We start from the raw sequence: 21,400 nt of genomic DNA, 5'->3' as shown, positions 1-21,400 counted from the left end.
GACGGGGGACTTGGGAAATGCAAAGCTTTGACGTTGATTCGTCTAAGCCACGATTTTTACTTCGCCAATGCTTCCAGCGCTTTTTTGGCATCAGGGCTAACACTGTGATTCAAACCAATCACAATTTCTGCCAGTTGTTTTTCTTCTGCCGTTGCAGATTCCGCTGCAGCAAGGGTTTTCAACTTAGCTACATCATCGGCTTTGGGCGCATGCTCAACGTTATGAATTGCCTGAGCAATAGCGCGAGTGGCTTCACTGTTAGCTTCGTCCTTACTGATCGCTTCCAGCGTAGCTTTCTGCTCAACAGATGGATAATGGTTCAGCTCGGTAAGGATGCGCGCCATAGTGGAAACCGCGCTGGACTCCGCAAACGACGGCATTGCAACAGCCAGCAAAGTAAACAAAGCGATAACAGCGGCGGAAAAAGTTTTGCGTTTCATCTTTCTTGCTCCTGAATAGTTATGGTTGGAAAAGCGTGAATATCAAACGGCGCTGATTATAGAACGACCAGCATAAATCAGTTTGTGATCTGAGACGCTGAATGGGGATTTGGCGTAATGCGAGAGGATTAGATTGTTTTTGTAGGTTGGGCAGCAATGCCCAACATTTTCGCAATTGGATAGATTAGTTGGGCATGGCTGCCCAACCTACGAGTTAAAAAAAATCCCCCGCTAATTTCAAATTAACGGGGGACTTTAAAGATGCGCGGGGCGTTTGGAGTTACATCGCGGAGTTAATACACATCCCGCAAATAGCGTTTATCCATATTTAATTTGCGGATGTAGTTAACGGTTTCGGCTTCGTCGAATTTTCCGTATTGCTGGATAATGTCGCGCAGGGCTTGGTCTACGTCTTTGGCCATGCGGCTGGCGTCGCCGCAGACGCAGAAGTAGGCACCCTCTTCCAGCCAATTCCACAATTCTTCGCCGCGTTCACGCATACGATCTTGCACGTAGATTTTTTGCGATTGATCGCGCGAGAAAGCCAAACTCAATTCATTGAGCAGACCGTCTTTTTGGAATTGCTGTATTTCATCCTGATAATAAAAATCCGTCGCGGCGTGTTGTTCGCCGAAGAACAGCCAGTTTTTACCCGCATCGCCGCGCGCTTGGCGCTCTTGCAGGAAGCCGCGGAATGGCGCAACACCAGTGCCAGGGCCAACCATAATTAATGGGGTATCGCCTTTTTCTGGAACATGGAAATGCTTGCTTGGCTGCACAAAGATGGGCACATCCACACCACTTGCACGATCAGCAAGGAAAGTAGAGGCAACACCTTTGCGGATTTTTTTGCTGTCGCGGAAGCGAGTGTAGCGCACTGCCGATACGGTTAAATCAATACGATTCGGTTGCGCTTTGCTACTGGAGGCGATGGAGTACAAACGCGGTTGAAGGCGTTTTAGTACCGCGATAAATTCTTCCACATTTGCACGAACAGGGAACTCTTGCAGAATGTCCGCCAACTGGCGGCCGTAGAGCCACTGCTGTAATTGCTCTTTTTGATCTGCTTCCAATAATTTTTTCAACTCTGCGCTTTTGGAGCGCTCGGCAATAAATTGCAGCGCTTCCAAACTCGGGCGGCAGACTTCGTAATTTTCAATTAAGGCGCTGTGCAGGGATTTTTCGCGCGTATCCACTACCACCGGTGCTTCGGCATTTAAATTAAGCGCTTGCTCAAGTTCAAATACATAATCGGGGCAATTTTTTGGCCAGATGCCGAGCGCATCGCCCGCTTCGTAGGTGATGCCGGACTCGCCCAAGTCAAAACCAAATTGGCGAACATCTTTACCTGAACCTTCTGCACTCAAACGATTATTCACCGTCAAGCGCGATGCGTAGGGATTGGCTTTTGTAAAGCCTGATGATGCAACAGTAGACATAGATGAAGATGCGCTCGCTGAATTGCCTGTAGAACTGTTAACAGCTCCTGTTGCGACAACATGCGGAGCCAATTGTTCTTTGAGCTTAGCAAACCATTCGCCCGCTGGGGCTTCAAAATCGGTATCGCAATCCACACGCTCAACCAGCGCTTTAGCCCCCAGTGTTTGCAAGCGCGCAAATAATTTTTTGCCGTGACCGCAGAATTGGTCGTAATTGGAATCACCCAGCGCTAATAAACCGAACTGCAATTCACTGAGCGATTGCATGGCGTCATCCGTCAACTGACTCCAGAAATCGCCACCATTATCGGGCGCATCGCCATCGCCAAAGGTGCTGGTAACAAACACCACAAATTTATCGGCAGCGAGTTTTTCCACCGAATAATCATTCATGGATTGGAAATTCACCATCCAACCCTGCGCCGATAATTCCTGTGCAAATTTTTGCGCGAGGGTTTCCGCATTGCCGGTTTGCGATGCCCATAACAGCGTGAGCGATGGTTTATTTGCAGCAGGCACTGCACTCACCCCCAAAGGCAACACACGCGAGAACATGCCCGCAAGCAAACCATTTACCCAATCGCGATATTCAGGGCGGATGGGCGCATCGCTCGGCAAGGCTGGCACCGCCTGAATAAGCTTGGCGCTGGTTTGTAAACCGCCAATGAAACCTGCGAGATAATTTTTTTCGCCCGCGGAAAATTGCGGTGCAACCGTTTCTACTACGCCGATTTTTTCAGCGAAGGTGGCAATCAAAGTCATAGCAGTTTCCTCTGCAACGGGCGCAAAGGCCAAGGCAGCAGGTAATTCATAATCGTAATTGTGGGAATCAGAGTTTTCAGCAGAATCAGCAGTACTATCTTCTACAAAAACTTCTACGCGCTTAAGTGCAACAGCAGCGACTTTTAATTCTGGCTGTTGCGATATCGCATCAATTTTGTCGCTGGTGACGGCGTTGATGCAGAGGTTATCGCCGTAGACATCATTCCAGTGAATGGGCGCAAAGCAGCAACCGGGAAGAACACGATCAGTCACCAGTGCAGGCAAAATCGCATAGCCACGGCGCGAGCGAATTTCAACTTTGTCTTTATTGTTAATACCCAATTCCACGGCATCCTGCGGATTAATTTCTACAAAGGTGCCGGGGTTTAATTTATTGAGCGTGGCAATTTTTCCGGTTTTGGTCAGTGTGTGCCATTGGTGTTGCACACGGCCGGTGTTGAGCACCATAGGGAATTCAGCATCGGGCATTTCGGCTGGATTGACATGGGGGCGCGCATGGAAAATCGCTTTGCCGGATTCAGTCGCAAATTGGAAAGTCGGCACTGAACCATCGGCATTGGTTTTCAGTGTTTGGTTAACACCGGTATTTAAATAGCGAATCGGATTGCGATTGGAATTTTCATCGGCACACGGCCACTGTAAAGGATCGACTCGCAAACGCTTGTAACTTACGCCGCGCAGATCGTATCCGGTTTTAGGGTTGTAACTCTGACGAATTTCATCAAATACTTCTGATGCAGAAGTAAAATTAAAGCCTTCGCTAAAACCCATTTCGCGTGCAACACGCGCAACAATTTCCCAATCTGCCATCGCCTCGCCCGGCGGGCTTACGGCTTCTTGCATAAGCGTGATATTGCGCTCGGAGTTGATCATTACGCCTTCGGCTTCTGCCCACAAAGCGCCGGGTAAAAGCACATCGGCGTAGCGATTGGTTTCGGTATCGAGGAAAGCATCCTGCGCGATTACCAGCTCGGCCTTTTGCAAACCTTCAATCACAATTTTGCGATTAGGCACAGAGGCAACGGGATTGGTGCAAATAATCCAGCAAGCTTTAATTTCACCGGCGGCCATGCGCTCAAACATATCCACCGTACCCTTGCCCAACTTGGTACTGATGGAACCCTGCGGAATACCCCAGAGGTCTTCAATAAATTCGCGGTCTTTTTCCACCACCAGAGCGCGCTGCCCCGGCAAGCCCGGCCCCATATAGCCCATCTCGCGGCCACCCATGGCATTGGGTTGACCAGTGAGCGAAAACGGGCCACTACCCAAACGGCAAATTTTCCCCGTTGCTAAATGCAAATTACAAATCGCATTGGTATTCCAGGTGCCGTGGGTGCTTTGGTTTAAGCCCATGGTCCAGCAAGTCATAAACTCGGGCGCGGCGCCGATCATATCGGCGGCTTTGATAATCGATTCAACCGAAAGCCCGGTAATTTCGCTCACTTTTTCGGGCGTGTAATCCGCCAAAAATTCGGGAAAGTTTTCCCAACCCTGGGTGTAGTTTTCGATAAACGTTGAATCGGTTTTGCCATTTTTGTGCAGTAAAAATAACAAGCCGTTTAAGAGCGCGAGATCGGTACCGGGTTTGATTGGCAAAAATAAATCGGCTTTGTCGGCCGTTGTGGTGCGGCGCGGATCGGCGACGATAAGTTTCGCTCCGGCTTTAACGCGATCCATCATGCGCAGATACAAAATCGGATGGCAGTCAGCCATGTTGGCGCCGATCACAAAGAATAAATCCGTGTGATCAAAATCCTGATAGGAACCGGGCGGCGCATCGGAACCGAGCGACAGCTTGTAACCCATACCCGCACTCGCCATACACAGGCGCGAGTTGGATTCGATATTGTTGGTGCGCACAAAACCTTTGCAGAGTTTGTTCACCAAATATTGGGATTCAATGGACATCTGCCCCGAGACATAAAAACTCAGTGCATCCGGCCCATATTGGTCGAGAATTTCACGCAAGCGTTTGGCGGTGTGACTGATCGCCTGCGCCATTGGGGTTTTGACTGGATCGTGCGTGCGCTCGCTGCGCACAAAAGCGGATTCCATGCGGCCGGAATTGGTAAGCGCCTGAGCGCTGGTCTGGCCTTTGGTGCACAAACGACCAAAGTTGGAAGGATGATTTTTATCGCCACTGACTTTGATGACCTTGTGGCCGTCGGTCTCCAGCACCATTCCGCAGCCCACTCCACAGTAGGGGCACACGGAACGCACGGTTTTTTTCTCGTTATTAACAACAGATTCGGACATAGGGCTGCAACTCCTCATTACGAGGGGTTTAGCAAGCGCTATGCCAGTGGCAAGTGATGGCGCCCCGCCCTGCCATATAACGCAGAGCGGGCAGCCAATTTAACAATAACTATTTGATTTAATTAGATATTAACTAAATAAAAACAAGACAAGTAAGAGCCGAAAGGATTTTCAGCTCGCAAGACAACAAAAGCAAACTGCACCCAAGAAAAGCAAAAAACCAATCATCGGGCACCACTTTGTTTTTCATTGGTGCATTAAATTTACTGTGATTAATTTTTAGCCATCACACCAAATCCAAATTTGCACCAAAATAAAACACACAAGACACAAAAAATCAGGTTCTAAATTGCCCAACCAGTTGTTGCAACTCGCCGCCAAGAGTCGCCAATTCCTCGCCTGATTGGCGGGAACGCGCCGCGTATTGGCTGGCGGATTCAGTGGCATCGGCGATGGCATGCATACTTTGGTTGATCGATTCGATTACCTGCGTCTGCTCCTCCGCCGCGGTGGCGATCTGCAAGCCGCGCTGGTTGATGGTGCTGACCTGATGATCGATCAAGGTAAGCGCCGCCGAGGTTTCCGTCACCATCTGCACCGACACATCGCCCTTCACCAGACTGCGTTTGATGGATTCGCTCGCAGCCGAGGTACTGGATTGCAAACGCTGGATCATGCTTTGAATCTCTTGCGTAGAGGATTGGGTACGCGCAGCCAAGGCGCGGACTTCATCCGCCACCACCGCAAAACCGCGCCCCTGCTCACCGGCGCGCGCTGCTTCGATTGAGGCATTGAGTGCGAGCAAATTGGTCTGCTCGGCGATGCCGCGAATCACATCCGAAACGGCGCCAATGCCATTCACATCCTCCTGCAAGCGCTGCAACTCATCAGTATTCAGCCGCACTTCCGACGATAACGCCTGAATGTTATCGATGGATTTGCTGGCGGTAAGCTGGGCGTTTTTGGTACTGGCTTCGGCAGTATCGGCAGCGCTCGCGGCATCCTGCGTGCTTTGCGCGACTTCAACGGCGGAAGCGGCCATCTCATTAATCGCGCTCGCAACTTGCAGGGTTTGCTCGCGTTGTTGGTCGAGGGTTTGGTGAGTCGCTTGAGTATCGCGCGAGACATGCTGGGCGATTTCGGCCAACTGGCGGGTAAGCTGCTGAATGCGCTGCACCATGCCCTGAATGGAATCGACAAACATATTAAAGGCACTGATCACCGCACCGATTTCATCGTTACTGGTACGGGTCAGGCGACGAGTGAGGTCGCCACCGCCGCGCGCGATCTCTTCAAGGCTGCGCACCAAGCCATTGAGCGGCTCCAGGGTTTTATTGGCGATATAAATAGCAACCAGCGCTATCACACCCAACACCAAAACAGCGATGCCGGAAATCCACATCAGCGTCTCGTGAATATGCTCATCGGCCAGTGTTTGCGCCTCGCCAACTACTTTATCGATATTGTCGATGTAGAAACCGGTGCCGATCATCAGATCCCACTTGGGCAGCCATATCGCATAGCTCAGCTTGGGATAAGCGGTTTGATCTTGCCCTTGGCGCGGGAAGTGATAGGTGACAAATCCGCCGCCAGCTTGCCCTTGCTTTACCAGTTCGTTGATCAGGAATACGCCGTTAACATCTTTGTAATCGCGAAAGCTGTCGCCAATCTTGGCGCTATCGCTGCCAGAAAATACGCGGATTGAGTTGCCATCATAGCCAAAGTAGTAGCCATCTTTACCGTACTTGAGTTGCTTGAGCAGATTTAGCGCTTCGGTTTTTTGTGTTGATTCACCGGCGGGTGCGGCGTCGTACAGAGGCTGAACGAGCGAGCGGGCAATATCCAGCGAATGACTTAATTCGGATTTATGCGCTTCAAGCAGGGTATCGCGCAGGATTTCCATGTCTTTATCCACTACCGATTGCATACGTGAACTCACTAGCAACAGCAAAAGGATTAAAATGGCGACACCGGGCACTAGCCCCAGCAAAATGAGTTTGAATTTCATTGAGACAGACTTCATCGAGTTCTCCGAGCTTTTTATTGTTTTGATCAAGCATTAACCGCCGACCATATAGTTATCGCGACTAATTGTAATATGTGTATTTAGATGCACCAGCAAAACCGACCAAAAGATCTAAAATCGTCTATATTCAAGAACATAGTTATAACCGGCAACGAGCAAACGGCGCGCGCATGACCCCAGATCCGCAGATTAGACAACTCCTCAAAAAGCTGAATGTGCCTACCGAAGGGCTGGCGCAGCTGAGCTTTTGCGGGGGTAATAAAGAAGCGCAGGTCAAGGCGTGGCTGCAAAGCCTGCCACTGACTCAAACACAGCAAGTCAGCGCCCAACTCTATATGGCTGTGCACGAACTCAGCCGCTTGCGTACCAGCAGTGAGAATCGCCTGGCGATCCTTGAACTGCTGCGCACACCGATTCATCAAACCCTTAGCGGCCTTGCGCTCAAATACTTAAATCAGCCCTTAATTCTGCCGGAAGCGGCACTTAAAACGGCAACCGTAGCCCAGGCGATTCAAAAACACTTTCTCAATAGTTACCTCGCGGTAGTGAAAGAGATTTGCACCCCGCATGCCACCAAGGTGCCGCCCGAGCAACAGGCGCTGGTGATCCACCGCTCGCTGACCGCCCTAAGCCTGCTGCTACTGCGCTCTTATCAGTTGTACTTACCCGTACCTGGTCAGGTGTGGACAGAAATACATGCCCTCTACCAGTTGGCCTGCGCTCTGGAACTGGAACAGCTGCCGGTGGAGGACAAACTTCCCCATCAACAGGACCTAAAAACCATTCACAATGTGTACTTACGCATACTGTTGCTCGCCAGTGCACGCCCCAACCAATTACGTCAGGATGAAATCGAAAGCACCTATAACGTGCTGGAATTGTTAGCGCCGGGCGCGGAGCTGCACCCTTACCAACCGGGCGGGAAAGAAAATCTGTTTGTGGTTCTGACCGATAGCAATCGCCCTCCGTTTTACAAATCCCACTGGCGCCCCGCCAGCAATCCGGGCGTAGAGCCGCCACTGGAGATTCGCACCAGCCCGCTGGTGAGCAAGCTAAAAGAATTGCAAAGCATTGGTAATGAAGGCGTCGACGCCAGCGTCAGCCAACGCAACCAACTGAACCTGTCGGCAGCGCTGACCAAACATTTGCTTCAGGCCTGGAGCCATTTGGCGCTGCGCAGTTTTGAACGACAGGAGGTAAATGCTGAGATCGAAGTTACCGTCGGCCTGACCAATATCCACTTTCACCTCGCCGATCAGCAGCCCTTTAACCTGTTTTTGAATCAAGGCAGCGCCGTAGCTGGTGCCCCAACCAAAGGCGCCATCTTTCAAAAACGCGGTGTACAGCTGAAAGTAGAAGAGACCAAGAAAACCAGTGACCCTTGGGGCGATGCGTTTGAGATTGTCGGCACCCCCTTTGATGGCCGCGCCCTGCCCACACTGAATATCGAAAAGAAGATTCAATCCCAGGAGCTGGAAAACTATCAAGGGCAGCATCCGGTTTACACAGTGCCGCTGATCGACCGCAGCCTCGGCGGCTACGGGTTGGAGTGGCGCAATGAAATCCCCGTACAAGTTCGCGCTGGCGAATTGCTCGGGTTGCGCGAATACGGGCGCAATAAATGGTCGATTGGCGTAGTGCGCTGGGCACATCAGATCAAGGGCGCAACCCAATTGGGGATTCAGATTATCGCCCCCCATGCGGTGCCAGTAGGTCTGGCGGCGATTCAAAAGACGGGCGGTTTTGCCGAATACCTGCGCGCACTGCAAATTCCCGAGCTGCGCGCGGTGAACCAACCCGCCAGCATGATCACCAATGCCATCACTTTTCACGAACACAGTAAGGCGCGGCTCTACACCCAGCCACAAGCCCACACTGAAACTCCGCACGAAGGCGACAAATCCATCCAGCTTACCCAGCGGATATTTGCGACTGGTGCTTTTAGCCAGTTTGGTTTTCGTGAATTGGCGACGGCAAAACCCGAGCCGCGCAAAGATGATTTTGATGCAGTCTGGGAATAAATCACCCGCTGCGGGAGACTCACTTGCGAACCAATCCACAAAAGCCGCGATCAAATCGCATAAATGGCATGACAAGTTGAGCGTTCCCTCGAATTTAGTAATATACCTAGATCAACCGCATGGACATCCCCCCGCACCAAGGCAAGTAATTGGCGACGCAAGGTAGCGTTTTCGGACTTACCGGTAATCCGTAATATAAAAAGCGGCCCTAAACGCCCAATGATCTTGAGAACCTGTAGCCAAACAAACTCAAACGCCAAAAAAACGCGCTATAGTCAAATTGCGCGTCGCCCTGACTATCGCCTGACAAAAGAAGACTTATGACGACTTCCGATACCATCCGCCTCCTTATTCTGAACAACCAACGCGCCGAAGCCGAGCGTTTGATAAGTATGCTGCATGCCTCCGGCCATCCTTGCCGCGCGCAGCACGTCGAAAGCGAAGAGGCTTTGGTGAAACTCTTGCAGGAACAGAGCTGGGATCTACTGATTGGTAACAACAGCACTACCAGCCCAAGCCCGCAAACCGCGATCAAACAAATCCGCCGCCTGAATAAAGACGTTCCGGTCATTCTTCAATATGAACTCGATGAAGACGACAGCCCCTTTGCCGTGGTAGAAGGCTTGCGTATGGGCGCGAGCGATGTGGTGAATATGGATGACGACCAGCATTTGCTGCTGGTAATTGACCGCGAACTGGCCAACCGCGAACAGCGTCAGGCGCGCCGCAATACCGACCGCCGCTTCCGCGAAGCCGAGCGCCGCAGCCAACAACTGCTCGACAGCTCGCGCGATGCCATCGCCTTTATTCAGGATGGTCTTTATCTCTACGCCAACGACTCTTTTGCCGAGCTGTTTAGCTATCCGAATAAAGACGACATAGAAGCCATGCCAATCATGGACATGGTGGCCGACAAAGATCAGGCGCGTCTGAAAAACTTCCTCAAGGATTTCACTTTCAAAGGCGACGAAGCGGAATCCAGCTCGCTGAGTTTTACCGGCATCACCCACAACGACGAAGAAACCACTATCGATCTGGAAGTCTCGCTGGTCACTTACGACGAAGAACCCTGCATTCAATTCCTCGCCCGCGCATCGCTCAACAATGTGATCGCGGCGGCGAACAATGAGGAACTGGAAGCGCAACTCAAGCAAATCAAATGGCAGGATCTGGTCACTGGCGTATACAACCGCCAATACCTGATCAGCCAGATAGACCACATTATCGACACCGTGGACGAGCAGCGTTACTACTGCCTCTTCTATATAGAGCTGGATCAATTTGGCGAAAAAGTAAAAGACACTTTTGGTGTTGCCGGTAGCGATTTGGCGCTGATCGATATCGCCACCCTGCTGCGCGCCAAAGCCAATACCAGCGATATTATCGCCCGCCTCGGCGACACCACTTTTGCGATTATCTCGCCCAATGTAAAAGCCGATGCCGCCGTTAACCGCGCGACGCAACTGTGTAAGGATCTGGAAGCGCACATTGTCGAGATCGACCAAAAAACTCTGCAAATCACCTGCAGCATTGGTATTTCACTGATTAACGAGACCTCGACCAGCACCAATACCGTGATCGAGCAGGCACGCAAGGCGATGGAAAAAGTCCACGCCAAAGATGGCAACTCTGCACTGCTGTTTGAACCGGATGCGCCCAAGATCGACATCAAAATCGATATCAATGCTGCCATTCAGCAAGCATTGGATAACGACCGTTTCCGCCTGCTATTCCAGCCAATTATCAGCCTGCGCGGTTCCGATGAAGAGTATTACGAAGTCTACCTGCGCCTGATTGATAGCACTGGCGCTGAAATATCACCCAACCACTTCCTTGAAGCCGCTGCCAGTATGAGCGCCGCAACCAAGATCGACCGCTGGGTGATTCTGGAATCGATCAAAATGCTGTCGCAGCATCGCGCCAAGGGCAACAAAACCAAGTTGATTGTGAATATTGGCCGCCAATCCCTGTGCGATGAAACCCTGCTGCCGTGGTTGGGCGTTGCTTTCAAAGCAGCCAAGCTCAGCCCCGATGCCATCGTCTTTCAAGCGCAGGAAATTGATGTCACTACCCATTTGAATGCAGCCAAGCACTTCTCGGAAGGCCTGGAAAAACTTAAAACCAGTTTTGCCATCAGCAACTTCGGCTGCTCGCTCAACCCGTTTAATACCCTGTCCCATGTACCAGTCACTATGATCAAGGTGGACGGCTCCTTTACCACTGACATTCAAAACAACAACGAAAGCCCCGAGACGCTGATCCAGCTGATCGAAAAGCTTAACGGCGAAAGCAAGATCACGCTGGTGCCGTTTGTGGAAAATGCGAGTGTGCTTTCAACCCTCTGGCAAGCTGGTGCCCACTACATTCAGGGGCATTATTTGCAGGAGCCAAGCCAAGGTATGACGTACGACTTTAATATGGAAAGCTGATTTCAGACTGATTCCACAGGTACGAAAAACCCCTTACCTGGTACGGGGTTTTTCACCATCAACGGCTGCCGGTTCGACTTTATGACGAATGCGTGCACAGTTCACAAAACCCATTTTTCACAGTCTTTGCACAATTACTTTTCTTTTTAAGACCCGTTAACCTCCGCGCAAACATCATTCTTATAACAAGATGTTAAAAACCACGTTAGCTTCTACTGAAATAGATTTATCTGACAAATAACCAGAACAAACGATAAAGGCCACACCGAGATGGCTGTTAGATCTATTTCGAGCACTCGCCAAAATCCGATCCTTTTAAGTCGATAGCCCGCCTACTTCGATAGCGCCTGCTATTGCCCTATGCGTTCAGGATCATCCCCACTAACACGCGCAGTAAAACCGTTCAGAACCTCAGACCCAACGACAACAATCACCTACGGGTGTGATGCGGGATAGGTATTTCCGGTGCCTTTGATGGTTTTGCTGCACAGCCGACCCAGTCGGTACTCATCTTCGAGGAAGAGCTATGAGTTGTTTGACATTAATAGCGAAGGAATCTCGCCCAGCAGGTGTGCTCAGTCGCACCCTCTGTGCTTTGGGGTTCTCACTCGCGCTATCTGCTGTGGCGACCAGCGCCCAGGCCGCGTGCCAATATCAGGTAACCGGCCAATGGAGCACGGGGTTTACGGCGTCGATAAAAATAACCAACGAAGGCACTAGCGCCACTAATGGCTGGAACCTCAGCTGGCAGTACGTAGGCGACAACCGCGTGACTGGCGGTTACGACGCCACCTTTAGTGGCACCAACCCTTACACCGCCAAAAACGCCAGTTGGAATGGCAGCATCCAACCCGGCCAAAGTCTGACCTTTGGTTTTCAAGGGACAAAAGGCGCAGCCGCCGCTGAGATTCCGGTATTAACCGGTACGCTTTGTGGCACGACTACCGCTTCATCCAGCTCTAGCTCCAGCTCGATTGTGTCTAGCTCCAGCTCTATAGCACCTAGCTCAAGCTCAGTCGCAACCAGCAGCTCTGTACCCAGTTCTTCGTCGAGTGCGGCAACGGTTAGCCCTTGGGCGCTGAACACCAGCGAGTCTTACCTGAACTTTGCTACCACCAAAAATACCCACAATCTGGAGGTGCATAACTTCACCAGCATCAGTGGCGACATTAATAGTGCAGGTACCGCGACCTTGAGTATCGACCTAAATACGGTCAATACCGGTGTTGCCCTGCGCGATCAACGGATGCGCGACCTGCTGTTTGAAACTGGCACTTATCCGACCGCGACTGTGACAGTTGCAGTGCCAGTAACTCTGATCAGCGGCCTTGCGCTTGGCCAAAGTGCTGCGACTGATATCACCGCCAGCCTCGATCTGCACGGCGTGACCGGCACTATCACCACCAAGGTGGCGGTACAGAAACTGACCGACTCCCGAATTCTCGTGCAAAGCATTGCGCCAGTGCTGATCAAAGCTGGCGACTACTCGCTCACCAATGGTGTTGAAGCCCTTCGCGCGGCAGTGGGAATTGCCTCGATCAGTGTCGCCGTTCCGATGGACTTTGCGCTCGTCTTTGACGCCCGTTAATTGGCAGAAGCATAGAGAGAATCGACTATGAAAAAATTATTGCAACTATCGCTGCTGTCCAGCGGGATCGCCCTCGGGCTGGCTGGCTCAGGCGCAGCACTGGCGCAAGGCGCCTGTAGCGTGAATTTCCAAAGTGAGAATAACTGGGGCGCAGGCGCGCAGTACAAGGTCACTCTGACCAATACCGGCGCGGCCAAAACCAGCTGGGAGCTGTGCTGGACTTACGCCGGCAGCGACAAAATTTCCCAATTGTGGGAAGGCTCCTATACCCAAACTGGCGCCAATGTCTGCGTGAAAAATGTCGGCTACAACGGCAACTTGGCGGCCAACGGCAGCATCAGCTTTGGTTTGATCGCCACCAATCCGGGCGCCGCGCCAACGGCATTTACCCTTAACGGTGCCGACTGTGGCGGCACAGCTAGCAGTTCCAGCAGTGTTGCATCAAGCAGCCTGCCGAGCAGTAGCAGTGTTATCTCCTCCAGCTCCAGCAGCGCTCCGGCTATCGCCGCCCGCTGGTTGCTGGATACCAGCGCATCCACCCTTCACTTCACTACAGTGAAAAAGAGTACCGCAGGCGCGGAAACGCCAGAAAACATGACCTTCAGCCAACTGCAGGGCACTGTTTCTACTAGCGGCCAAGCGACACTGACGATTCCACTGGCGAGCATCAGTTCCGGTGTGGATATCCGCAATACGCGTATGCAAAGCCTGCTGTTTGAGTCCGGCTTTTTGCCGAGCCTGCACTTCACCACCAATCTGGATTTAACCGCGATTGACGCTATGAGCGCCGGTTCCACCCGCACCCAAAGCCTGACCGGTAACCTGGTGCTGCACGGCATCATCAAGCCAGTAACTTTTGATGCATTGATAGTGAAACACGCTAATAACCGTGTCAGCTTTTCACCGCGCAAGCCTATCGTGATCAACTCAACCGATTTCGATTTGAATGCCGGTGTGGAAGCTCTGCGCGCGATTGCCAGCTTATCGACCGTGGGCGAGAAGGTACCTGTGTACTTCAAGATGTACCTGAACCGCGACAATCCCGGCAATCTACCGGCGATTGTGCTGGCATCTGCGCCTAACGCAGCAACCGGCTTAAGCGGCAGTGTGAGCAACGCCACAGGTGCGGCAAGCCTCAACTGGGCCGATGTCAGCAGCGGCGAAACCGGCTTTTTGGTGCGCCGCAGAGCAGCTGATGGCCGCTGGGCAACCGCCACCAATACTGGCGCAAACAGTGTTAGCTACACCGATAACCTGACTACCAGCGGCAGCTATGACTACAAGGTCATCAGCTATACCGATAGCATTCCTGCGGCGGCAACCAGCCCTATCACCCTGACATATGAAGGAACTAGTTCTTCAGCAAGCAGTGCCTCCAGCACCTCTTCTGATATCACCAACTCCTCCAGCAGTGTGGTTTCAAGCAGCATAGGCAGCTCCAGCAGTGCCGGTGCAATCGTGGGCAACGCCACTAACGGCGCGGCTCTCTGGACGCAACGCGGCTGTGTTGGTTGCCACGGTGTAGACGGCGAGAAGAATGCCGATGGCTCAGTAGTATTGGCGCCGCTCAACCCGAACCGCTCGGTGTACCGCCACTCACATGACACCCAGGACCGCGCGCTGCGCGACTTTATCGCCCTGTGGATGCCACAAGGCAACGAAGGTTCTTGTACCGGCCAATGTGCGGCTGACCTTGAAGCTTATCTGTTCACCTGGCGTCGCCCAAGCGATGGCATTCCCGATAAACCTGCCACCGCGTTTAGCTGCCCATCGAGCGGCCCAAGTTATGGCCAGCGCACCCTGCGTTTGCTGACCAAGGCGGAATACCAACGCTCGATTCGCGACTTGGTGAACTACCAAGCGGATCTGCTGGCGAGCCTGCCGGATGACTTTATCTCGGGTGCGTTTGTAAACAACAACACAGTGCAGATCGATAAGAGCCGCTACACCAGCTATGTGTCTAACGCCGAGCGTATCGCCGCCGATGTGGCCACCCGCTGGAATGGGTTGCTGGCGTGTACACCAAGTACTACCAACAACACCTGTGCCGACAAACTGGTGAGCGATCTGGCGCCGAAAGTTTTCCGTCGCCCGCTGACCAGCACCGAAGTTACCGCTTACCAAGGCTTGGCGCGCGGCACTACCGGCTCACGCACCCAAGCAGAAGGTATGCAATTGGCGCTGGCGGCGATGCTGTCATCTCCGCAATTCCTGTATCGCTCGGAAGTGGGCACCGCCACCAGTGGCAATGTCTACAAACTCGACGGCTATGAGATGGCGACTTACCTGAGCTACACCCTGACGGGTAGTACGCCTAACGCTACCCTGTTAGCGGCAGCGGCCAACGGCACGCTCAACACCGAAGCGGGTATTCGCCAGCAGGCGGCGATTCTGCTCAATGCAGCCAATACCAAGTTGTTGCTGAACGACTTTGTAAACCGCTGGTTGGCGACCGAATCGCTCACTACCCAATCCAAAGATGGCATCGCCAACTTCACTACGCTCGCGCATGACATGCAGTTGGAGCTGGGCAAAAACTTCGCCAGCGCCATGCTCGATAGCAGCGCGACTTTTGCCAGCATCTACAACCCGACCTACACCATGGTGAACCAGCGTTTGGCGACTCACTACGGCCTGCCATTTAGCGGTACTCAGGATGCCGACGGCTTTGTGCGCGTGAATACCAGCGACCGCGGCGGGATTCTGACCTCGGGTGCGTTTATGTCGCGCTATGCAACGCCAGCGGATTCCAACCTCATCACCCGTGCGGTGGCAGTGCGCCGCAAGTTGATGTGTCAGGACATTCCCGAGCCACCAGCGGGTGTATCACTTGACCGTGAAGCTTTGGCCAAACGCGATGCAACTTTCTTCAACGATCCTAAAACCACCCAGCGCATGATTGCCGACCGCATCACTGTGGGCACTACCTGCTCCAATTGCCATGCGGAAATCATCAACCCGCTCGGTGGTGGCATGGAAAACTTCGACGCCGCTGGCCGTGTGCGCAGCACCGATCTGAAGGGCAACGCAGTCGTGACTACGGCGACCTTCTTCTCGCCCTACCAGCATCTGCAATTCCTCAACGACCCGGATCGCGTTATCCACTCGCCCGCTATCACCTTCAGCGGTGCCAAGGATCTCGCGCGCACTATGGTTGAGCATCCGCTGGTATCCCAGCAGGCGCAAACCTGTCTGGCGACCCAGTTTGTGAGCTACAGCAGCGGTATCAACTCCTTGTTCCTGATCGATAAGGATCCGGCGCGCTTGGTAGGCAGCGTCGAGATTCCTGCGGCAGAGAAGACCGGTTATCGCTGTGAAATTAACAACCTGACCAATGTGCTCAGCACTCGTGGTCCACGTGCAATGTTGGAAGAACTACCAGCGTTGAATTCCGTGATCTACCGGCAGGAGTGGGCGCGCTAATGCGCCCCCGCTTCCCTCGCCCTGTTAATGAATTGGAGTCACACAATGAACTATAAAGATTGCTTCGATAAAGAGCGCAGAGACTTTCTGCGCATCGTCAAACGCGCCGGTATTTCTGCCGGTGCGCTGCAAGCCTCGGCGATGATCGGCGGTGTAATGATGGCGCGCGTCGCAGAAGCGCAAACCACACCGACCAAGTGTGTATCGGTATTTATGCCCGGCGGTTGTACGCCCGCCAAGTTCTTCCCAACCGGTAGCACCCTGCCAATCCAGACCCAAGCGCTGCAATCCCACTACAGCGCAGGCCGTATCGCGCTGCTCAAAAACGCCACCATGATGCAAGGCGGCCACGGGGTGATGTTCACCCGCTTTAACGATCCTAATCCTTGGGGTAAACAAAGTTTCGATGTGAACCTCGGCAAAACCATAGGCGCCAACTTTCCGGTGAAGTGCTTGAACCTCGGGACTACACCTGTGACTGAGCTATCGCGCGAAGGCAATGCACAGATTCCAGCGATCACCAGCCCGCAGGCGGCGCTGGATATTCTCTTCTCTGGCGGTGGAGGCAATGGCGGCGGCAGCGTGGCACCGCGCAAGTCGTTAGTAGATGTGCATTACGCGGCGGTGAACGAGTTAAAAACCAAATTGGGACAGCACGAACTGGCCAAGCTCGACAGCCACTTCACCGCGATCCGCGAACTGGAAGACTCTATCGCCACCACCAACCCCGGCAATGGCGGCGGCACCTGTGCACCACTGTCAAATACCAACGCAGTTGGCTTTGATGCCATGTCGAAAATGATGACCGATATCGCCGTGCTGGCATTGCACTGCAACCTGTCAGCATCTGTATCGCTCGCTTTTGGTACCGACGAGCACTTGCACTTTCTCGATAAGGTCGCCAAACCACGCGCGTCACATGACTCGCACCACAACCAGGGCAATCCCAACTACGCCGGTTTCTACGACGAAGATGTTGCCTACTACATGTCACTCACCAAACAACTGCTCGACAAGCTGGAAAGCAACGGTCTGCTCAGCTCGACCGTAGTGGCTCAGGTGTCGGACATGGGTAACGTGGATGCGCACAGCGGCCAGAACACACCATTCCTCGTAGCGGGTGGTGGTGTGCGCGGCGGCGTGCTGGATGTGGGCGGCTTGTCGCAAACCGCCCTGTTCCAAACCGTTGGCCTGCATTTGCGCGCCAACCAAGGGCCAAATGGAGCGGCCTTTAGAAACTGGGGATCATCAACCATTGCCGGCTTGTTCTAATCCGGGTGAGAACAACCGTGTAATAAAAAACGTGGCAAAACCCGATGCAAATCGGGTTTTGTTCGCACTAAAAAAGTAGCACCCCATACTAAAAATTCGTCTTCAAAAAATGGCATTCATTATGAAAACACTAATCGTCTACGCTCACTTACTTGCCGCCTGTGTGGCTGTCGGAATTTTGTTGATGCAGGATTTGGCGCTGGCCAAAACGCGCGGCAAAGCACTATCGACAACAGCGATCAAGGATCTGACCAAATCGGCCGACATTATGTTTATGGCGCTGATTGCATTGTGGATTAGTGGTTTGGCGCTGGTGCTGCTCGGGTATATCGAAAACCCGGCGCAGTATTTAATGAACGAAAAGCTCTGGGCCAAATTTACCGTGGTGTCGATTCTGACCCTGAACGGCATCGCCCTGCACTATTTCAGCTTCCCCCGCGTCACCTGCGCGCGCGGCTTTTTATCGGTATCGGGAGTTGAACAATTATTGGTAGTTTTCACCGGCGCCATCTCCACAGTGTCATGGCTATTCGCCTGCTACCTCGGCATAGCGCGCCCCTGGAATTACACCGTCGAATACAGCTATGTGATGACTATTTACGGCGGCCTGATCATCTGCGCAATTATTGTCGCCGGCGAAACCCTGCGTTCCATGCGCCGCGATGAACTGCCGCTGCTGACCGAATAATCATTAACTAATCGGCAGGGATACAGGCCGAACTGCAACAAAACCTTTAAGCGAATACCTGGCGGGATTCGCTTTTTTTGTGCCTGCAAAAACGAAAAAGGAGCGCAGTGCGCCCCTCTCATACATCATTAACTTGCTCATCAAACCGAGCGAGAAATTACAGCAATTTATCTCTTTCTCTAAAGCCCAGCAGATACAAAATTGCATCCAATCCTAAATTGGAAATCGCGTGTTCGGCAGAGGCTTTTACCAGCGGTTTTGCGCGGAAGGCGACACCGAGACCGGCGACGCTGAGCATCGGCAAATCGTTGGCACCATCACCCACGGCGATAACTTGTTCGAGCGCGATACCTTCCTGCTTGGCCAACATTGCGAGCAGTTCCGCTTTGCGTTGGCCATCGACCACTATACCTTTGACTTCGCCGGTGACTTTGCCATCGACAATATCCAGCTCGTTGGCGTAGACGTAATCTATGCCAAGTTTCGTTTGCAAATACTGACCAAAATAATTAAATCCACCCGACAGAATCGCGGTTTTATAACCGAGTTTTTTGAGCGAGGATATTAATTTCTCCGCGCCTTCGGTGATGCGCAACTCTTTCGCAATGCCCGCGAGCACTGATTCATCCAAACCTTTGAGCAAGGCCATACGGCGCGCAAAGCTCTGTTTGAAATCCAACTCGCCGCGCATCGCCAACTCGGTAATTTCCGATACCTGCTCACCCACGCCAGCGGCCTTTGCCAGCTCATCGATCACTTCCGCTTCGATCAGCGTTGAGTCCATGTCAAAACACACCAAACGGCGGTTGCGGCGGTAGACGGTATCGCGCTGGAAGGCGACATCGATATTCAAACGCGCGGATAAATCCATAAAGTCGCTACGCAGCGCAACCAAATCGGCAGGCATTCCGCGTACTGAAAACTCCACGCAGGCACTGCCCGCATGAGCATCACCTGCATCCAAATCCGCAAGGGATACACGGCCTGACAAGCGGCTGATGCTGTCGATATTCAAGCCGTGACGCGAGGTAATTTCGGTCAGCTCAGCGATCATCACCGCATCAATCTGACGCGCGAGCAAAGTGACTATGTGGCGGGTTTTGCCCTGCTGTTCAGCCCATTGCTCGTAACTGTCGGCAGCAATGGTTTGAAAGCGCACCTGAATTCCCAAGGGCTGGGTGGCTTGCTGAATCTGCTCCAGCAGCTGCGTGCGCGCATCGCCAACCACCGGCAACTCGATCAGAATGCCCAGCGCGAGGGTGTCATGGATGACCGCTTGGCCAATATCCAATACGCGGGCACCAGCACGCGCTAATACATGGGAAATTGCGCGGGTGACGCCGGGTTGGTCGTGGCCCGATGCGTTAATCAGTAGAATTTCGTTCACAAAGCCTCTCTCATCACAGAGCTTGCTATATAAAGGAGCCAAACCCGCCTCACCTTTCGGTCGCCGTGATGGTGTAAGCTGGGGGCGCTTGCGTAAAGACGCGCATTCTAGCGGAATTCAAAGCGCCTCACAGCAGCTTATCCAAGCGGGATTCAACGGCCATAGCGCCAGCCGCGTCTTAACGCATATGACTGACTTAGGCTAGAATGCGATTTCACGCGACAGTCGTAACAGTATGCGCGTGTGCCGCATCTCAAATCCCGACAGGAACCGGGGTTTTCCCAAGCAAGATGAACGCAACCAATAGAGCACGGACTTAACAACAAAATGGCATTGATCAAAACCTATCGCAGTTACCCACAACTCAGCCTCTGCAGCCTGTTGCTGCTCGCACTCGGCGTATTTGGCGCCTGGGCATACATTCATAACAGCGAACAAAATCAGCGCGAGCAGATTGGCCGCTACGGTCAAGTACTCGCCACCAGCGCCGCCCGTCAGGCGGTCAACGCGACCTTGCAACAAGACTTGGTTAGTTTGCAGGCGATATTGTTAGAAGTTGGCCAATATCCCAACGTAATCGGCGTGACCATCCACAACGTGGAAAACAAATTGCTGGTGCAAAACGGCTTTAAACCCAATCAGGAAATTACCGGCCGCCGCTACAGTTTTTCAGCGCCTATTGCACTGCACAATAATGTCGCCGGTTATTTGGAAGTGACGCTCGATGTGCCGCGCTACAGCGAGCGCGACTATCGCTTTTTTATGCTGTGGATGGCGGCGATTTTCTTCTCGCTGCTAGTGATCTGGTGGTCGATCCAACGCCAGTGGTGGTCGCAGCTCAAAGATAAGTTGCCCACCGCGAGCGAGATAGTCACCGCCGTGGTCGAGAAAATGCCCACCATTGAAGACGTACCAGAACCCGAGCCGGAATTACCCAAACAAGTATCAGTGCGTTTGAGTTTGAACATTCTCAACATGGGCAAGCTGTACCAACAATTAAACAGCGAAAGTTTTGCGATAGTACTGCGCCGTTTTGAAAAACAATTGCAGGGCGTACTGAATTTATACAGCGGCGAGCGCCAAATGTTATCGGGCGAAACCTTGATTATCGACTTCACTGGCGAAGCCTTTTACGAGTGCAGCTTCCGCGCCGCCTGCGCCGCGCAATTGCTCAATAGCCTCACATCCCAAAGCCCCAGCCCGCGTTTACATTTAGCGGCGGCAGTACATGAATTATCGGCGCCCGTCAGCTCCAACAAATCGCTGCTGAAAGATTTTGTGGTGCAACACAACAACTATTTAAAACCCGATAAAGGCGAAATCTTAATTAGCCAACGCTTGATCGACCACGACCTGCAAGAACACTTGGATATCGTCAGCGACAGCGGCAAATTAATCGGCCTAAAAGCGCCTTATGCAGCGCTGCTTGCGAAGCAGGAAGAGCAACTTGTAGGTGCCACTACGGCTTAGCACATTCTCTCAGTATGGATTCCGGTGTTGCTGGCGAGACCGTCTGCTGCATGGATGCAGCAGTCGAGCCTACATGGATGTATTCACGGCGCGTCTCGCTAGTAATACCGGAGTCCATACATCTCTCACCAAAGAAACATCGCCCCACTTTTCTGTCACACTTCTGCAATCATTC

12 protein-coding genes are annotated in these 21,400 nt (G+C 52.7%); 7 read left to right on the top strand and 5 right to left on the bottom strand.

Going from position 1 to position 21,400, the window contains the following annotated elements; genetic code table 11:
* Nucleotides 1-56 precede the first annotated feature (56 nt).
* The 3 genes from SPL68_RS06440 to SPL68_RS06430 form a co-directional block, all read right to left on the bottom strand.
* Nucleotides 57-440, bottom strand: coding sequence for a hypothetical protein (locus SPL68_RS06440; RefSeq protein WP_323814255.1), 384 nt, complete (start codon nt 438-440; stop codon nt 57-59).
* A gap of 293 nt (nt 441-733) precedes the next feature.
* A complete protein-coding gene (locus SPL68_RS06435) occupies nt 734-4,921 on the bottom strand; it encodes a sulfite reductase subunit alpha (protein ID WP_323814254.1) in 4,188 nt (1,395 codons plus the stop codon).
* 337 nt (nt 4,922-5,258) lie between these two features.
* Entirely contained in the window at nt 5,259-6,944 is a 1,686-nt protein-coding gene (locus SPL68_RS06430; protein WP_323814253.1) for a methyl-accepting chemotaxis protein, read from the bottom strand.
* A gap of 173 nt (nt 6,945-7,117) precedes the next feature.
* On the opposite strand from SPL68_RS06430, the gene SPL68_RS06425 reads away from it, so the two are divergent.
* The 6 genes from SPL68_RS06425 (at nt 7,118) to SPL68_RS06400 (ending at nt 18,368) form a co-directional block, all read left to right on the top strand.
* Nucleotides 7,118-8,968 carry a hypothetical protein gene (locus SPL68_RS06425; protein WP_323814252.1) on the top strand — a complete coding sequence of 617 codons (1,851 nt, stop codon included), beginning with the start codon at nt 7,118-7,120 and terminating at the stop codon, nt 8,966-8,968.
* Nucleotides 8,969-9,288: 320 nt separating this feature from the next.
* Nucleotides 9,289-11,397 carry an EAL domain-containing response regulator gene (locus tag SPL68_RS06420; RefSeq protein WP_323814251.1) on the top strand — a complete coding sequence of 703 codons (2,109 nt, stop codon included), beginning with the start codon at nt 9,289-9,291 and terminating at the stop codon, nt 11,395-11,397.
* Between the two features lie 526 nt (nt 11,398-11,923).
* Nucleotides 11,924-12,985, top strand: coding sequence for a cellulose binding domain-containing protein (locus tag SPL68_RS06415; RefSeq protein ID WP_323814250.1), 1,062 nt, complete (start codon nt 11,924-11,926; stop codon nt 12,983-12,985).
* 27 nt (nt 12,986-13,012) lie between these two features.
* Nucleotides 13,013-16,408, top strand: coding sequence for a DUF1592 domain-containing protein (locus SPL68_RS06410; protein WP_323814249.1), 3,396 nt, complete (start codon nt 13,013-13,015; stop codon nt 16,406-16,408).
* A gap of 45 nt (nt 16,409-16,453) precedes the next feature.
* Entirely contained in the window at nt 16,454-17,680 is a 1,227-nt protein-coding gene (locus SPL68_RS06405) for a DUF1552 domain-containing protein (RefSeq protein ID WP_323814248.1), read from the top strand.
* A gap of 121 nt (nt 17,681-17,801) precedes the next feature.
* On the top strand, nt 17,802-18,368 hold the full coding sequence (locus SPL68_RS06400; RefSeq protein ID WP_323814247.1) for a DUF2214 domain-containing protein: 567 nt from the start codon (nt 17,802-17,804) through the stop codon (nt 18,366-18,368).
* Between the two features lie 157 nt (nt 18,369-18,525).
* Here the strand turns inward: SPL68_RS06400 and serB are convergent, their stop codons facing one another.
* A complete protein-coding gene (gene serB / locus SPL68_RS06395) occupies nt 18,526-19,755 on the bottom strand; it encodes a phosphoserine phosphatase SerB (protein WP_323814246.1) in 1,230 nt (409 codons plus the stop codon).
* A gap of 327 nt (nt 19,756-20,082) precedes the next feature.
* Between serB and SPL68_RS06390 the strand changes: the two genes are divergently transcribed.
* A complete protein-coding gene (locus tag SPL68_RS06390; protein ID WP_323814245.1) occupies nt 20,083-21,225 on the top strand; it encodes a hypothetical protein in 1,143 nt (380 codons plus the stop codon).
* On the opposite strand, the gene SPL68_RS06385 is transcribed toward SPL68_RS06390, so the two are convergent.
* Complete coding sequence (locus SPL68_RS06385; RefSeq protein ID WP_323814244.1) at nt 21,215-21,343, bottom strand: hypothetical protein; 129 nt, start codon at nt 21,341-21,343, stop codon at nt 21,215-21,217. The genes SPL68_RS06390 and SPL68_RS06385 overlap by 11 nt on opposite strands.
* Nucleotides 21,344-21,400: the final 57 nt, after the last annotated feature.

It is taken from the genome of Cellvibrio chitinivorans (assembly GCF_035117775.1).
GTDB lineage: Bacteria > Pseudomonadota > Gammaproteobacteria > Pseudomonadales > Cellvibrionaceae > Cellvibrio > Cellvibrio chitinivorans.
The sequence above is the reverse complement of the archived record's forward strand: the minus strand, read 5'-3'. Positions and strand labels throughout refer to the sequence as shown.

Excerpts from the sequence above, each read along its gene's own strand:
- SPL68_RS06440 (WP_323814255.1), bottom strand. The coding sequence starts at position 440 with ATGAAACGCAAAACTTTTTCCGCCGCTGTTATCGCTTTGTTTACTTTG.
- SPL68_RS06435 (WP_323814254.1), bottom strand. The coding sequence starts at position 4,921 with ATGTCCGAATCTGTTGTTAATAACGAGAAAAAAACCGTGCGTTCCGTG.
- SPL68_RS06430 (WP_323814253.1), bottom strand. The coding sequence starts at position 6,944 with ATGAAGTCTGTCTCAATGAAATTCAAACTCATTTTGCTGGGGCTAGTG.
- SPL68_RS06425 (WP_323814252.1), top strand. The coding sequence starts at position 7,118 with ATGACCCCAGATCCGCAGATTAGACAACTCCTCAAAAAGCTGAATGTG.
- SPL68_RS06420 (WP_323814251.1), top strand. The coding sequence starts at position 9,289 with ATGACGACTTCCGATACCATCCGCCTCCTTATTCTGAACAACCAACGC.
- SPL68_RS06415 (WP_323814250.1), top strand. The coding sequence starts at position 11,924 with ATGAGTTGTTTGACATTAATAGCGAAGGAATCTCGCCCAGCAGGTGTG.
- SPL68_RS06410 (WP_323814249.1), top strand. The coding sequence starts at position 13,013 with ATGAAAAAATTATTGCAACTATCGCTGCTGTCCAGCGGGATCGCCCTC.
- SPL68_RS06405 (WP_323814248.1), top strand. The coding sequence starts at position 16,454 with ATGAACTATAAAGATTGCTTCGATAAAGAGCGCAGAGACTTTCTGCGC.
- SPL68_RS06400 (WP_323814247.1), top strand. The coding sequence starts at position 17,802 with ATGAAAACACTAATCGTCTACGCTCACTTACTTGCCGCCTGTGTGGCT.
- SPL68_RS06390 (WP_323814245.1), top strand. The coding sequence starts at position 20,083 with ATGGCATTGATCAAAACCTATCGCAGTTACCCACAACTCAGCCTCTGC.
- SPL68_RS06385 (WP_323814244.1), bottom strand. The coding sequence starts at position 21,343 with ATGGACTCCGGTATTACTAGCGAGACGCGCCGTGAATACATCCATGTA.